Origin of the sequence: Caballeronia ptereochthonis, assembly GCF_001545075.1 — a bacterium.
Lineage (GTDB): Bacteria > Pseudomonadota > Gammaproteobacteria > Burkholderiales > Burkholderiaceae > Caballeronia > Caballeronia ptereochthonis.
Genome location: NZ_FCOB02000016.1, coordinates 127546 through 141974, shown reverse-complemented (window position 1 = coordinate 141974; position 14429 = coordinate 127546). Strand labels below are relative to the sequence as shown.

Annotated in this window: 14 protein-coding genes; 3 read left to right on the top strand and 11 right to left on the bottom strand. The window is 65.0% G+C overall.

Annotated elements, in window-relative coordinates:
• Positions 1-82 precede the first annotated feature (82 nt).
• Positions 83-265, bottom strand: coding sequence for a hypothetical protein (locus AWB83_RS18330; RefSeq protein WP_041730863.1), 183 nt, complete (start codon positions 263-265; stop codon positions 83-85).
• Positions 266-491: 226 nt separating this feature from the next.
• The gene (locus tag AWB83_RS18325) at positions 492-1754 is read right to left on the bottom strand and encodes an MFS transporter (RefSeq protein ID WP_087047037.1); all 1263 of its coding nucleotides are present in this window, start codon (positions 1752-1754) and stop codon (positions 492-494) included.
• Positions 1755-2079: 325 nt separating this feature from the next.
• Between AWB83_RS18325 and AWB83_RS18320 the strand changes: the two genes are divergently transcribed.
• The 3 genes from AWB83_RS18320 (at position 2080) to AWB83_RS18310 (ending at position 4313) form a co-directional block, all read left to right on the top strand.
• Complete coding sequence (locus tag AWB83_RS18320) at positions 2080-2292, top strand: hypothetical protein (RefSeq protein ID WP_087047036.1); 213 nt, start codon at positions 2080-2082, stop codon at positions 2290-2292.
• Positions 2293-2362: 70 nt separating this feature from the next.
• Positions 2363-3406 (top strand): serine/threonine protein kinase, encoded by a 1044-nt coding sequence (locus tag AWB83_RS18315; RefSeq protein ID WP_087047035.1) that lies wholly within the window; start codon positions 2363-2365, stop codon positions 3404-3406.
• A gap of 178 nt (positions 3407-3584) precedes the next feature.
• Positions 3585-4313, top strand: coding sequence for a PepSY-associated TM helix domain-containing protein (locus AWB83_RS18310; protein WP_087047072.1), 729 nt, complete (start codon positions 3585-3587; stop codon positions 4311-4313).
• A gap of 47 nt (positions 4314-4360) precedes the next feature.
• On the opposite strand, the gene dinD is transcribed toward AWB83_RS18310, so the two are convergent.
• The 9 genes from dinD to bcaP all read right to left on the bottom strand — a co-directional run bounded on the left by dinD (position 4361) and on the right by bcaP (position 14272).
• Positions 4361-5083: a DNA damage-inducible protein D gene (gene dinD / locus AWB83_RS18305; RefSeq protein ID WP_279629092.1), complete on the bottom strand. Its 723-nt coding sequence runs from the start codon at positions 5081-5083 to the stop codon at positions 4361-4363.
• A gap of 128 nt (positions 5084-5211) precedes the next feature.
• Positions 5212-6231, bottom strand: coding sequence for an XdhC family protein (locus tag AWB83_RS18300; RefSeq protein WP_087047033.1), 1020 nt, complete (start codon positions 6229-6231; stop codon positions 5212-5214).
• Complete coding sequence (locus AWB83_RS18295; protein ID WP_087047032.1) at positions 6204-6746, bottom strand: SRPBCC family protein; 543 nt, start codon at positions 6744-6746, stop codon at positions 6204-6206. Before AWB83_RS18295 ends, AWB83_RS18300 begins: the two co-directional genes overlap by 28 nt.
• Positions 6737-7942 carry a vWA domain-containing protein gene (locus AWB83_RS18290; protein WP_087047031.1) on the bottom strand — a complete coding sequence of 402 codons (1206 nt, stop codon included), beginning with the start codon at positions 7940-7942 and terminating at the stop codon, positions 6737-6739. Before AWB83_RS18290 ends, AWB83_RS18295 begins: the two co-directional genes overlap by 10 nt.
• Before the next feature lie 12 nt (positions 7943-7954).
• Positions 7955-8848: an AAA family ATPase gene (locus tag AWB83_RS18285; RefSeq protein WP_087047030.1), complete on the bottom strand. Its 894-nt coding sequence runs from the start codon at positions 8846-8848 to the stop codon at positions 7955-7957.
• Positions 8848-9654 carry an FAD binding domain-containing protein gene (locus AWB83_RS18280; RefSeq protein ID WP_087047029.1) on the bottom strand — a complete coding sequence of 269 codons (807 nt, stop codon included), beginning with the start codon at positions 9652-9654 and terminating at the stop codon, positions 8848-8850. The genes AWB83_RS18285 and AWB83_RS18280 overlap by 1 nt, the downstream gene beginning before the upstream one ends.
• An 11-nt stretch (positions 9655-9665) precedes the next feature.
• Entirely contained in the window at positions 9666-12047 is a 2382-nt protein-coding gene (locus AWB83_RS18275) for a xanthine dehydrogenase family protein molybdopterin-binding subunit (protein ID WP_087047028.1), read from the bottom strand.
• 62 nt (positions 12048-12109) lie between these two features.
• Positions 12110-12586 carry a (2Fe-2S)-binding protein gene (locus AWB83_RS18270; RefSeq protein ID WP_087047027.1) on the bottom strand — a complete coding sequence of 159 codons (477 nt, stop codon included), beginning with the start codon at positions 12584-12586 and terminating at the stop codon, positions 12110-12112.
• 243 nt (positions 12587-12829) lie between these two features.
• Positions 12830-14272, bottom strand: a complete 1443-nt coding sequence (gene bcaP, locus AWB83_RS18265; protein ID WP_087047026.1) for a branched-chain amino acid transporter BcaP — start codon at positions 14270-14272, stop codon at positions 12830-12832.
• Positions 14273-14429 lie beyond the last annotated feature (157 nt).

The window sequence follows — 14429 nt, the reverse complement described above, 5'->3', positions numbered from 1 at the left end:
CCGTGCCTTTGACGGGAGATCGTGCGTGCGCCGATGCGCGGCGAACGCGCATCGTCGAAACCGCGCCTCAGGCCGAACGGCGCTATATCAGCGCAGGCAGCCCTTCGACGAGCAGAAAGGCGGCCAGCACACCCAGCAGCGCGCCGAATACGCGCAGCACGTTGTTCTTGAAATGCGTCGCGCAGGGAATGGCCCCGAGGAACAGGGCGCCGGCCAGCGCCATCGGGATGATCAGGATGAAGTCGCCGATCGTGAAATACGTCATAGTGCGTCTCCCATCGTCCAGCTTGTAGCTTTGATCGTCGCGCGATGAAATCCGCCTCGACGATTCGAGTATAGGCCGCTCCATGCGAAGCGTCGGCCCATCTTCGTGCGACGGGAAACGATTGCGTCGGTAAATGCCTTACGCCATAAGGCCTTGCGCGCGGCACTATTTAAACGGCCACGTAAAAACCCTTAGATTCCTCTTATTTCAAACCGCTTTCGGCGATTCAAGCGGCCGCAGCGCGCTCGCGCCGGTTCAGGTACGCCGCGCCCGCCAGGCCCACGAGCAGCAGGACGCCGATCAATCCGGCCACGCCAGGCCATCCGAACGCGGTCCAGAAGTGGCCGCCATACGATCCGATCAGGCTCGAGCCGATGTAATACGCGAGCAGATAAAGCGCGGCGGCCTGCCCTTTCGCCTGCGCGGCGAGCCGTCCGACCCAGCCGCTCGCGACCGAGTGCCCTGCGAAGAAGCCGAACGTCAGGCAGGCAATGCCCGCGATGATCACCGGCAAGGACAACGACAACGTCAGCGCGATGCCGAGCATCATCAGCAAGAGGCTGGTGATCAGCACGCGGCCGCGTCCGAAGGCGTCGGCCATCTTGCCGGACCAGGGCGAAGCGACCACGCCCGTCAGATACACGGTGAAAATCGCGCCGATTTCCGTCTGATTCAGCTGAAACGGCGCGCCCAGCAACCGGTAGCCGACATAGTTGTAGAGCGTGACGAAACTGCCCATCAGCACGAAGCCGATCAGGAAGAGGAACGGCAAGCCGCGATGCCGCAAGTGCCCGGCAAGCGAGCGCCGATGATGGGCAAACCCGACGCCGCGCCGCGGCTTGAAGCGCCGCGACGGCGGGAGAAGCGAACGGAACGCGAGCGTGGCGAGCAGGCCCAGCAGTCCGATTCCGCCGATCGCGACGCGCCAGCCGAACAGATCCGCGAGGATGCCGCTGATCACGCGCCCCGCCATGCCGCCGATGGCCGTCCCGCCGACGTACAGGCCCATCGCGAGACCGAGACCTTCGGGATGCACTTCCTCCGCGAGATACGCCATCGCGACCGCAGGCACGCCGCCGAGCGCGAAGCCTTCGAGCGCGCGCACGACGAGCAGCGCGTGCCAGTCGGGCAACATGGCCGCGACGACCGTCAACAATGACGACGCGAGCAACGAGAGGGTCATCAGCCGGTGACGGCTCCAGCTTTCGGAAACGAATCCCGCGATGAAAATCGCGACCGCCAGCGCCGCCGTGCTCACCGACACCGTGAGTGCGCTCACCGCCGGACTGACGCCGAATGCCTTGGTAAACTCGGGAAGCAGCGGCTGCACGCAATACAGCAGCGAAAAGGTTGCATAACCGGCGAACAGCAGGGCAAGCGAAGCGCGCCAGTACGCACGTGAACCGCGTTCGAGATACGGAGCCGCGTCGGCAGACCGGTCTGCGTTGCCTTCGGAATTCGGGGGCTGCGGCGCCGGTGAAGCGTTCACGTTTTAAGTCTCCGCCAACAAAGTCCTCAACGATACGCCGATATAAGGGTTTTGCCCAATACGACGGGTCGCTTTCGGCGACGATCACCGGATAATTGTTGCCAATCGCCTGCGATCGGTAACATAACGCGGCGATTGGCATCGCGTCCGCGCGCCGCGATGCGCTAAAGTTAGAGCACAATCGTTCATGAAAGCCGCGCGCGTCGCGCGTCCCGCAACAATGACGCGGCGAAAAGTCTGGTGCACGAGCCGTTAAAAGCCTGTGCTTGGTGAAATATATGACCGGCGCACTATCCTCAGCCGGCGTTGAAACGGGGAATTCATCATGCAAATCGGTTCGATTGTCCGCTCCGTGCATATTGCCGTGCCTCATGGTGCGCGCGGCATCGTGATGCGCATTCTCGGTGACATGGCGATGGTCGCGTGGTACGCGGGCGAGCCCGGCGTGACCAAGCTGCTCAATACGGAGCCGTTCTTTCTCGAAGACCTGATTGATACGGGCGACATCGTGCGCCCGGCGAACACGGTCGTCCATTGAGAGACGGCGTGCCGCGTTGATACGCTGATGCATTGATGTCGTCGGCGCCAAGGCGGGGCACAATGCCGGGATGAACCCGAACCATCCCGATTCCCAGGGCGCGCCCTTGCCGCATGACGGCGACGACGCGCCGCCCTTCGCCGGCCTCACGCCCGAGTGCGTGCTCGATGCGCTCGACCGCGTGCTGATGCCCACGGGCGTGCGCACCGACGGCCGCCTGCTGCCGCTCAACAGTTACGAGAACCGCGTCTATCAGGTGGGCGTCGAAGACGGCGCGCCGGTCGTCGCCAAGTTCTATCGGCCGAAACGCTGGTCGAATGCGGCGATTCTCGAAGAGCATGCATTCGTCGCGAGTCTCGTCGCACGCGAGATTCCGGCGGTTCCGGCGCGCGTGCTCGAAGGCACGACGCTGCACGAATTCGACGGCTTTCGCTTTTCCGTCTTCGAGCGGCGCGGCGGCCGCGCCCCCGATCTCGACCGCAGTGACACGCTCGAATGGCTCGGACGTTTCATCGGGCGGATTCACGCGGTGGGCGCGATCGAGCCATATCGCGAGCGGCCGACGCTCGATATCGAGACGTTCGGCTACGAGCCGCGCGACTATCTGCTGACGCACGGCTTCGTTCCCGCCGATGTGCGCGAGGCCTACGAAACCGTCGTGTCGATGGCGCTCGAAGGCGTCGCGCAATGCTTCGACCGCGCGGGCGACGTGCGGCATTTGCGCCTGCACGGCGACTGCCATCCGAGCAACGTGCTCTGGACCGAAGCCGGCCCGCATTTCGTCGATTTCGACGACAGCCGCATGGGTCCGGCGATCCAGGATCTGTGGCTGCTGCTGCCCGCCGGCCGCGCGGACGCATCGCGCGCGCTCACCGATCTGCTCGCCGGATATGAAGACTTCTGCGAGTTCGACCCGCGCGAACTGCATCTCATCGAGGCACTGCGCACGCTGCGGCTGATTCACTATTCGGCCTGGCTCGCGCGGCGCTGGAACGATCCGGCGTTTCCCGCCGCCTTTCCCTGGTTCAACACGCAGCGCTACTGGGAAGACCGCATCCTCGAATTGCGCGAGCAGGTTGGCGCGATGCAGGAAGGCCCGCTGTGGCCAGTTTGAAATTTTTCGTCACAAAAGCGCACTGTCAGGCAATCGCAAAAGATTGAAAAGCGATTTCGCGCGTGTAATGATAACAATTCTCATTTGCTCGCCACTCATCGATCGCCGCGCCTGAGTCCGCGTCTTGCCGATCGGGTCGTGGCTTTGCCTGGCCAATCCCGAATCCCTGGAGCGACGCGTGAACGCGCCTGACACCCTCAATCCGCAGCCGCCCGTGACGAGCGGCTCGACGCACTACCGGCCGCACGGCCGCCTGATCGACGACGCCGAGCAATTCGTGCGCAAGAACCGCTCGCGCCGCTCGACGTTCCTGAAATGGCTGCGCAAGGTGCATGGCTGGATCGGCTTGTGGGGCGCGCTGCTCGGCTTGCTGTTCGGCGTGACGGGCTTCCTGCTGAATCACCGCGCGCCGCCGCTGCGCATTTCCACCGGCGAACCCCAGGTTTCTCAGGTGCAGATGCCGCTGCCGGCCGAAGGTTTCAAGACGCCGCGCGACATGGGCATGTGGCTCAAGAAGGAATTGAAGATCGAAGGCAATCTGGGCCGCACGCGTCGCGAGCCCGCGCATCCGGTCGGCTGGGGCGACAAAAGCACGATGCAGCCGGAGCAATGGTCGGTCATGGTGGCGTCGCCGGGCGGCAGCGTGATGGCGGAATACTGGGTGGGCAACAACTTCGTCTCCGTGAAGCGCACCGAGAACACCTTCCTCGCGATGATGACCAACCTGCACAAAGGCGTAGGCCTGAGCGTGGGCTGGGTGCTGCTCATCGATACGTTCGCGGGCAGCATCATCCTGCTCTCGCTGACGGGCGTGCTGCTGTGGACCGAGCTCAACAAGCGCCGGACGGCGGGCGTGGTGATCGTCGCCGTTTCGCTCGTCGCGGCGATTGTTTGCGGGTTGATTTGATCGATGAGGCCGTCCCCTTAACCGAGGGCGAACGCATCGAAGAAAGATCACTGCGGCAGCTTCCTCTGCGCGCGCTCGAGCTGTTGAATGCTTGTTTCCGGAGTAGGTAAGGCCTCCGGCATCGTGCCGCCGAGTTCCTGAATGGTTTCGCGGACCTTGGTCCCTACGTCCAGATGAGTCTGATTGGCTCGCTGCTTGCCGGCGACGCCGTCGCGTCGCAGCTTTTCTTCCGTCTGGGTCGCGCGGAACAGATTGGCCGCGAGTTCCGTGCTTCCCATATGGTCCAGGATCTTCTGGCTCTTCTTCAGGCGCTTCCGGATATGAATGTCCTTCGCGCTCAGTCCGCCATAAAGCCCTCTGTAGCCGTGGTCCTGAACTACCGCATAATCCATCGCCGTCGTCACGCCTGCGACGCGCGCGGCGGCACCGAGCGCCTTGGTGTGATGCGTAAGCTCCCCACGCAGCATCAGGCGACGCTGATCTTCCGACATGCCCGCGAATGCCTTCTCGTCGCCGAGCTCCTGGCGGCGCGTCTGCAAGGCGAAGTACGTCTGGCCGTTGGCGATCACGGTTTTCGAAGGATCGCCGTTCTGCACGATCAGATAGCACGCGTAGCGGGAAAGTCTGTAATCGGCGACAGAGCGCATCGCGCCGGGTCCAAGGGGGACCATTTTGTCGAGTTCAACAAAATGGTCCCGAACGCGGTGGCCGGACCGCTCGCACGCCACCTTTGCCTTGTCGATCACCTGGAGAAAGTTCCGCCAGCGCAGTTTTCCGTCGGATTCACGAATTTACAGCTTCCCTCGCTCACGGAACTGGCAGCAGTCCGACGTTTTGGGCGTTAGCCATCTGGCTGATCCCATCGGCGCGGCCGGTCTTCGCGATAATGTCAGCGCGCTCAAACGCGGCACACTTCGCCCTTCCCCGCGATTTCGCGCGCTGCCTTCGCGCCCTCCACCTGCAGCAATTCGGGCAGCGACACGCCGTTCTTCGCCGCCGTCACTTCCGCGAGGATCGACACGGCGATCTCGGGCGGCGTCCGGCTGCCGATATAGATGCCCACCGGGCCATGCAGCCGCGCGAGCTCGGCATCGCTCAGATCGAACTCCTTCAGACGCTCGCGCCGCGCCGCGTTATTGCGCCGCGAGCCGAGCGCGCCGACGTAAAACGCCGGCGTCTTCAACGCTTCCATCAGCGCGAGATCGTCGAGCTTGGGATCGTGCGTGAGCGCGATCACCGCGCAACGCTCGTCGAGCTTCATGTCCATGACGGTGTCGTCGGGCATGGTGCGCACGATCGTCGTGCCGGGCACGTCCCACTCTTCCGTGTATTCCTCGCGCGGATCGCAGACGGTGACCTGATAGTCGAGCCCGACCGCGATGCTGCACAGATACCGCGACAGCTGCCCCGCGCCGATCACGAGCATGCGATAGCGCGGGCCGTGAATCGTCAGGAGCTGCTTCTCGTCGAAGAGCACGCCATCGGTCGCCCGCGCGGGTTCGAGGCGCGCCTCGCCCGTCGCCATGTCGAGCGTGCGCGCGACGAGCCTGCCGCTTTCCACCGCCGCGCACAGCTCGGCGATGCCGCTCTCGCGCGTCAGAGGCTCCAGCACGAGCTGGATCGTCCCGCCGCACGGCAAGCCGAAGCGATGCGCCTCTTCCGCGCTGATGCCGTATTTCACCGCTTCGGGCTTCGTCTGCTCGATGCCCCGCTGCCGCACGCGGTCGATGAGGTCGTCCTCGATGCATCCGCCCGATACCGAGCCGACGACGTGTCCGTCACCGCGCACGGCGAGCATCGCGCCCTCGGGACGCGGCGACGAGCCCCACGTCTTCACCACCGTGACGAGCAAAATGCGATGCCCTTCCTCGAGCCACCGCGCGCTGTTCTTCAGGACTTCGAGATCCACGCTGTCCATGATTTCTTTCCCTTTTCCTGCACTTCGTCGCCGCTTTCATCGCCGGCGGCGGCATCCTGCGATTCCTGCCCGCCCTGCAACTGCGCGCTGAATCGCTTGAAAAATTCTCCCGCAATCTTACGCGCCGCGCCGTCGATGAGCCGCGAGCCAATTTGCGCCAGCTTGCCGCCGACCTGCGCGTTCGCGCTGTAGATGAGCTTCGTCGTGTCCGCTTCGTCTCCAGGCTCGAGGTTCACTGTCGCGCTGCCCTTGCTGAAGCCGGCCGCGCCGCCCTGCCCTTCGAACACGATCGTGTAAGTATGCGGGGCGTCAATATTCGTAAGCTCCATTCTTCCCTTGAAGCGCGCCTTCACGGGGCCTACCGCCGCCGTCATCCCGACGTTGTACGCGTTCTCGCCGTCCGCCTCGATGCTGTCGCAGCCGGGGATGCAGACCTTCAGGATCGACGTGTCGTTGAGCGCTTCCCACGCGCGCGCCTGCGGCACCGGCAAGGTGTGTGTTTCGGTCAGTTCCATCTCGTGTCTCCAAGGAGCGTATGGGGTGCGCTGCGTCGCGACAGCGCCGCCAGTTCCCGACCGACAGCGCCGAGGCTGTCGAGGTTATGGGCCGCGAGCATCGCATCGACATGCGGCAGGATCGCGCGCACGCCTCGCGCGCGCGGCGTGAAATCGGCGAAGCGCAACAGCGGATTGAGCCATACCAGCCGATGCGCGAAGCGCCTGAGCCTTTGCATCTCGGCATCGAGCACGTCGATGGCTTCATGATCGAGGCCATCGGTGACGAGCAGCACCGTCGCCCTGCCGCCAAGCACGCGGCGCGCCCAGCGTCGATTGAACTCCGCAAGCGCCGCGCCGATGCGCGTGCCGCCCGACCAGTCCGCCACGTTTTGCCCGAGCGTCGCGATGGCGACATCGGGATCGCGCTCCCGCAAGGCGCGCGTCGCATTGGTGAGGCGCGTGCCGAAGAGAAATACCTGCAGGCGCTCGCGCGATTGCAGGAGCGCGTGGCAGAAATAGAGCACGGCGCGCGAGTACGCGCTCATCGATCCGGAGATGTCGAGCAGCAGGACGAGCGGCGGCCTGCGCTCGAGCGCCGCGCGATATTTCCACACGGTCCAGTCGCCGCCCGAGCGCACGGCGTGACGCGCGCTCGCCTTCAGGTCCGCGTGCGTGCCGCGCGACGCGGCCTTCAGCCTGCGCGTCGGCTCGGTCGCGAGCGGCAGCCGATGCGCGCGGATCTGATGCCGCAGCTTGCGCCATTCGTCGGCGCTGAGCGTATCGAAATCGCGATGACTCAGGCGTTCCTGCGAGCTGAACGTGACGCGCGCATGCGCTTCTTCCGGCTTCGATTTGGACGGCGGCTCGCGTCGATCGCGCGCGCAAGCGGCACGCGCGGCGAGCGCATCGGCGAGGCGGTTGTTGCGCAACGGCGGCGGCATGCCGTTCGTCACCTTCGGCAGGAGCAGCGCGCGCAGCTTGCCTTCCCAGTCCGGATCTCGCCAGAAGAGATCGAACGCCGCGTCGAAGATCTCGCGCTCGTCGCTCGCGTGAACGAGCAGGCACGCGAGCGTCGCGCGCACATCATCGCGGCGGTTCAGATCGACGAAGCGCAGCGCGTCGAGCGCATCGACCGCATGCGCCGGCGACATGCCGAGGCCCGCGCCTCGAAGAAGCCTCACGAAATGCACGACGTTGCGGGCGAACGGCTCCATGATCGTCACGCCTCAAGCCGATGCGGAGAGACAGCGCGCGAGCGTATCGGCGTCCATGCGCGCGAGATCGTCCTGATACTTGAGGAGCACGCCGAGCGTGTCCTGCACCGATTGCGGATCGAGCTCCGAAACCGACAGCGCCGCGAGCGCGCGGCACCAGTCGATCGTTTCCGCGACGCCCGGCGCCTTGAACAGATCCATCGTGCGCAGTTCGTGCACGAACGCCACGGCGCGCGTCTGCAACGTCTGACCCGCTTCCGGCGCGCGCGCCGCGACGATCGCCAGTTCGACATCGCGCTCCGGATAGCCGATCCACTGGTAGAGACAGCGGCGCTTCAACGCATCGTGCACTTCGCGCGTGCGGTTCGACGTCATCACAACGAGCGGCGGCTGGGCTGCGCGCACGGTGCCGTATTCGGGAATCGACACCTGAAAGTCCGACAGCAGTTCGAGCAGGAACGCTTCGAACGGCTCGTCCGCGCGATCGATTTCGTCGATCAGCAAGACGCGGCGCGCGTCGGGATTCTCCGGATCGGGCAGGAGCGCCTGCAGCAGCGGACGCTTCAGCAGAAACTCGCCGCGATACAGCGAATCGTTCGACGGCGTTTCGCCCGATGCTTCCGCGAGCCGCAGCGCCATGATCTGCCGCGGATAGTCCCACTCGTACAGCGCGCTCGCGGTGTCGAGCCCTTCGTAGCATTGCAGGCGCAAGAGCGTCGTGCCGCACAAGCCCGCCGCCGCCTTCGCGAGCTCGGTCTTGCCCACGCCCGGCTCGCCTTCGAGAAACAGCGGCCGCTGCATTTTCAGCGCGAGAAAGAGCGCCGTCGCGAGCTCGCGATTCGCAAAGTACCGATGCTCGCGCAGACGCGCGAGCGTGTCGTCGATGGAATCGGGCTCGCCCGGCATCACGCCTGGAACGACAGTGCGCGCTCGATCGCGCGGCCCGCGAGCACCGGAATCAGATGCGCGCGATAGTCCGCGCTGGCGTGCATGTCGTCGTTGAGCTCGTCGGGCAGGATCGTCACGCTGCGCGCCGATGCGACCGAAAAGTCCTTCGACAACGCCGCTTCCAGCTCGGCCGGACGAAACACCGAAGACGCCGCACCCGTCACGGCGACGCGCACGCCATCCTTGAACTTCGCGACGAACACGCCGACGAGCGCGAAGTGCGACGCGGGATTGCGAAACTTCTCGTAGCCCGCACGCTCGGCCAGCGGAAATTCGACGGCGGTGATCAGTTCGTCGGGTTCGAGCGCGGTCTGATACATGTCGATGAAGAAATCGTCCGCTGCGATGCGCCTTCTGTCCGTCACGACCGTCGCGTTCAGCGCGAGCACGGCAGACGGATAGCACGCCGCCGGATCGTCGTTGGCGAGCGAGCCGCCGATCGTCCCGCGCTCGCGCACCTGCCTGTCGCCGATACGGCCGGCGAGGTCCGCGAGACCCGGCAGCGCCTTCCTCACGTCCGGGTTCGACGCGACATCCGCGTGGCACATCGCGCCGCCGATGGTCAGCTTGTCGCCATCGAGCGTGACGGTTTTCATCGCGGCGATGCGCGTCACGTCGACGAGGGCGGACGGCTGCGCGAGGCGCAGGCGCATCGTCGGCAGGAGGCTCTGGCCACCCGCGAGATACTTGGCGTCGCCGTTGGCGGAAAGCGCCGCGACCGCCGCCTTCGCTTCGCCCGGCCGTTGATAGTCGAATGAGTACATGGCCGGTCTCCTTATGCGTGTTGGGCGTTATGCATGGCGGTCCATACGCGATGCGGCGTCGCGGGCATCTGCAAGTCCTTCACGCCGAGCGGCGCGAGCGCATCGAGAATCGCGTTGATGACGGCAGGCGGCGAGCCGATCGCGCCCGCCTCGCCGCAGCCCTTCACGCCGAGCGGATTGTGCGTGCACGGCGTGCCCTTCGCCGTTTCCACGGTGAAGCTGGGCAGATCGATGGCGTGCGGCATCGCGTAATCCATGAACGAGCCGGAAAGCAGCTGGCCGGTGCTGTCGTCGTAGACGCAGCGCTCCAGCATCGCCTGGCCGATGCCCTGCCCCAGCCCGCCATGCACTTGCCCTTCGACGATCATCGGATTGATCACGTTGCCGAAGTCGTCGACCGCCGTGAATTTCAGAATGCGCGTCTCGCCCGTGTCCGGATCGACCTCGACCTCGCACACGTACGCGCCCGACGGGTACGTGAAGTTGGTCGGATCGTAGAACGCGTTTTCGTTGAGGCCCGGCTCCATCTGATCGAGCGGGAAGTTGTGCGGCACGTAGGCAGCGAGCGATACGTCGACGAAGGTCTTGGTGCGATCCGTGCCCGCGACGCGGAACACGCCGTTCTTGAACTCGATGTCCTCCGCCGCCGCTTCGAGCAGGTGCGCGGCGATCTTCTTCGCCTTCGCTTCCACCTTGTCGAGCGCCTTCATGATCGCGGAGCCGCCGACCGAGATCGAACGCGAGCCGTACGTGCCCATGCCGAACGGAATGCGTCCGGTATCGCCGTGAATGATCTCGACGTTCTCGATCGCGACGCCGAGCCGGTCCGCGACGACTTGCGCGAAGGTCGTTTCGTGTCCCTGGCCGTGGCTGTGCGAGCCGGTAAACACGGTGACGGAGCCGGTCGGATGCACGCGCACTTCGCCCGCTTCGAACAAGCCCGCACGCGCGCCCAGCGCGCCCGCGACGTTCGACGGTGCGAGCCCGCACGCCTCGATGTAGCACGAATAGCCGAGCCCGCGCAGCTTGCCGTTCTGCTTCGATTCTTCCCTGCGCGCGGCGAAGCCCTTCACGTCGGCGAGTTCCAGCGCGCGATCGAGGCAGGCGTCGTAATCGCCGGTGTCGTAGGTGAGGCCGACCGGCGTCGCATACGGAAATTCGCGGATGAAATTGCGACGGCGCAAGTCGACCGGATCGATGTTCAGCTCGCGCGCCGCGGTTTCCACCAGCCGCTCGACGACGTACGTCGCTTCGGGGCGGCCCGCGCCGCGATAGGCATCGACGGGCACCGTGTTCGTGAACACCGCTTTCACTTCGGCGTAGATCGCAGGCGTCGTGTATTGGCCGGCGAGGAGCGTCGCGTAGAGCACGGTCGGAATCGACGAGGCGAACGTCGACAGATACGCGCCCATGTTCGCCGTCGTGTGCACGCGCATGCCGATGAACTTGCCGTCCTTGTCGAGCGCGAGTTCGGCTTTCGTCACGTGGTCCCGACCCTGCGCGTCGGAGAGAAACGCTTCGGAGCGCTCGGCGGTCCATTTGATCGGCCGCCCCACCTTCTTCGATGCCCACGTCAGCGCGACATCTTCCGGATACAGGAAAATCTTCGAGCCGAAGCCGCCGCCCACGTCCGGCGCGATCACGCGCAACTTCGATTCCGGCAGTTGCAGCACGAACGCCGCCATCAGCAGTCGCTCGACGTGCGGATTCTGATTCGCGACATAGACCGTATAGCTTTCGTCGTGCTTCGAATAGCTCGCATTCACGGCGCGCGGCTCGATCGCATTCGGCACGAGGCGCTGATTCACGATGTCGAGCGTCGTCACGTGCGCGGCCTGCGCGAACGCCGCGTCGGTCCGGGCCTTGTCGCCGTGGCCCCAGTTGTAGCAGACGTTGTTCGGCACGCTGTCATGCACGAGCGGCTGGCCCGCGTCCGACGCGCTCGCCGTGTCCACCACGGCGGGCAGCACGTCGTAATCGACCTCGATGAGCTCGGCCGCGTCCTTCGCCTCCTTCACCGATTCCGCGACGACGAGCGCGACCTGATCGCCCACATGCAGCACCTTGTCATTCGCGATGACGGGATGCGGCGGTTCGTGCATCGGCGAGCCGTCGATGCTGTGGATGAGCCAGCCGCACGGCAGGCCGCCGACGTTCTCGCCCGCCATGTCGCGTCCGGTGAAGATGCCGATCACGCCCGGCGACGCCTTCGCCGCTTCGATATCGAGGCTCTTGATCTTCGCGTGCGCGTGCGGCGAGCGCACGAACACGCCATAGCTTTGCTGCGGCAGGACGATGTCGTCCGTGTACTGGCCCGCGCCCGTCAGGAAGCGATAGTCTTCCTTGCGCTTGACGCCGGCGCCGATCAATTTTGATTGCTCAGGGGCATTCATCGCGGTCTCCTGTGTAGGCGCGATTCATCTGGGAGATGTGGGTTTGCGCGGCGCGGATTACGTCACGCGCCGGCTTTCATGGCTTGCGCGCCCTGCAGAACCGCTTTCACGATGTTGTGATAGCCGGTACAGCGGCACAGATTGCCGTCGAGCTGCTCGCGCACTTCTTCCTCGGAGAGATTGGCCGATTGCGCGGCCAGCGCGCTCGCGCACATCACCATGCCCGGCGTACAGAAGCCGCACTGCAAGCCGTGGCATTCCCTGAAGGCCGCCTGCATCGGATGAAGCTGGCCGTCTTTCGCCATGCCTTCGATGGTGGTCACTGCCATGCCGTCCGCCTGCGCGGCGAGCATGTTGCACGACTTGATCGCGCGGCCATCGAGATGAACGGTGCACGCGCCGCACTGCGCGGTATCGCAGCCGACATGCGTGCCGGTGAGCCTCAGTTGATCGCGGAGAAACTGGACGAGCAGAAGATGCGGTTCGACGGTGGCGGTCACGGGTTTTCCGTTGACCGTCAGGCTGATGCTGAGCGCCATTTCACTGTCTCCTAGGGGATGGGACCAGCTTCGCGTCACGCACCTGCCTACTGCCGCCGTGAGCGTTCAGCCGGATTTGGTGTTATGTGCTTGTGACAACGAGTAAAACACAAATCCGCGGGCGTCGCTATCCGTCGAACGCCCGTCCCAATTTCGCGGCGCAGCGCGTGTCGCGCGTCCCCCAAATGCGAAGCGCCGCCCCTCGGGCGGCGCTTTGCTGCGGAACGGGTGTCGTTGGAACGCTCAGTTCGCGACGGTTTCGCGCTTCGTCGGCCTGGCGCGCGGGACGTCGGCGCCCGGCCGGCCAAGCAGTGCGTTTCGGCGCGAATACAGGAAGTAGATCGCGAGGCCGATCACGAGCCACACGCCGAACGCGATCCACGTCATCGCCTGAAGATTGGCCATCAGGAAGAGGCACGAGGCGACCGCCAGAACCGGCACGACCGGCACGCCCGGGCAGCGGAACGCGCGCGGCAGTTGCGGATGCGTGCGGCGCAGGATCAGCACGGCGATCGAGACCATGGAGAACGCAGCGAGGGTGCCGATGTTGATCAGCTCGGCGAGCACGTTGAGCGGCACCAGCGCGCCGACCAGCCCGAAGAAGATGCCCACGAGCCAGGTCGTGAAGAAGGGCGTCGAGAAGCGCGGATGCACCTTCGAGAGCCGCGCGGGCAGGAGGCCGTCGCGCGACATCGCGTAGATGATGCGCGTCTGGCCGTAGCTCATCACGAGAATCACCGTGAGCATGCCGAGCACCGCGCCGAGATCGATGAAGCCCGCCACCCAGTTCTGACCGGCCACCTGCAGCGCGAATGAAACCGGATGCGGATTGTTCGCGAACTGCGCCGACGGCACGATGCCCGTCACGACCGCCGCGACCGCCACGTACAGCACGGCGCACACCGCGAGCGACGAGATGATGCCGATCGGCAGATCACGCTTCGGATTCTTCACTTCCTCGGCCGCCGACGACACCGAATCGAAGCCGATGAACGCGAAGAACATCACGGCCGCGGCGCCGAACACGCCGGACCAGCCATTCGGCATGAACGGCTGCCAGTTCGCCGGCTTGACGTGGAACACGCCCACGGCGATCACCAGCAGCACGACGGTCACCTTGATCGCGACCATGATGTTGTTCACGCGGGTGGACTCCTTCACGCCGACGGAGAGCAGCGAGGTGATCGCCATCATCACGAGAAAGGCGGGCAGGTTGAAGTACGTGAGATGACCGGGCAGAGCGCCGGGCGCGGCCGTGAGCGCGGTCGGCAGCGAGATGCCGAAGCCCGACAGCAGCGATTGCAGATAGCCCGACCAGCCGACCGACACGGCGGACGTCGCGAGCCCGTACTCGAGCATCAGATCCCAGCCGATGATCCACGCGGCCAGCTCGCCGAGCGTCGCGTACGAATAGGTATAAATGGAGCCGGCGACGGGAATCGTCGATGAAAACTCGGCGTAGGCGAGGGCGGCGAAGCAGCACGCGATCGCCGCGACGATGAACGAGACCATGAGCGCCGGGCCGGCCTGCACGGCGCCCGTACCCGTGAGCACGAAAATCCCCGTGCCGATGATGGCGCCGATGCCGAGGAAGGTCAGATCGAGGGCGCCGAGCGTCTTCTTGAGCGACGTGCTGTGCGCACCGGCCAGCATGTGCTCGATGTTTTTCTTGCGGAACAACGACATTGCGATGAGTCTCCTTCTGGCGCGCGGGCGCCCTTGCTGCGGGAAAACCCGCCATTTTATCGGAGACTCGGAGATTGCCCAGAAATCGGGCAGGTAGCGCGCTGCTGTGGTGATTTTTTACAGTTCAGCCGCGATTTATCTTATTCACGATAAATCT

Excerpts from the sequence above, each read along its gene's own strand:
- bcaP (WP_087047026.1), bottom strand. The coding sequence starts at position 14,272 with ATGTCGTTGTTCCGCAAGAAAAACATCGAGCACATGCTGGCCGGTGCG.
- AWB83_RS18290 (WP_087047031.1), bottom strand. The coding sequence starts at position 7,942 with ATGGAGCCGTTCGCCCGCAACGTCGTGCATTTCGTGAGGCTTCTTCGA.
- AWB83_RS18285 (WP_087047030.1), bottom strand. The coding sequence starts at position 8,848 with ATGCCGGGCGAGCCCGATTCCATCGACGACACGCTCGCGCGTCTGCGC.
- AWB83_RS18320 (WP_087047036.1), top strand. The coding sequence starts at position 2,080 with ATGCAAATCGGTTCGATTGTCCGCTCCGTGCATATTGCCGTGCCTCAT.
- AWB83_RS18270 (WP_087047027.1), bottom strand. The coding sequence starts at position 12,586 with ATGGCGCTCAGCATCAGCCTGACGGTCAACGGAAAACCCGTGACCGCC.
- AWB83_RS18280 (WP_087047029.1), bottom strand. The coding sequence starts at position 9,654 with ATGTACTCATTCGACTATCAACGGCCGGGCGAAGCGAAGGCGGCGGTC.
- AWB83_RS18315 (WP_087047035.1), top strand. The coding sequence starts at position 2,363 with ATGAACCCGAACCATCCCGATTCCCAGGGCGCGCCCTTGCCGCATGAC.
- AWB83_RS18295 (WP_087047032.1), bottom strand. The coding sequence starts at position 6,746 with ATGGAACTGACCGAAACACACACCTTGCCGGTGCCGCAGGCGCGCGCG.
- AWB83_RS18330 (WP_041730863.1), bottom strand. The coding sequence starts at position 265 with ATGACGTATTTCACGATCGGCGACTTCATCCTGATCATCCCGATGGCG.
- AWB83_RS18275 (WP_087047028.1), bottom strand. The coding sequence starts at position 12,047 with ATGAATGCCCCTGAGCAATCAAAATTGATCGGCGCCGGCGTCAAGCGC.
- AWB83_RS18300 (WP_087047033.1), bottom strand. The coding sequence starts at position 6,231 with ATGGACAGCGTGGATCTCGAAGTCCTGAAGAACAGCGCGCGGTGGCTC.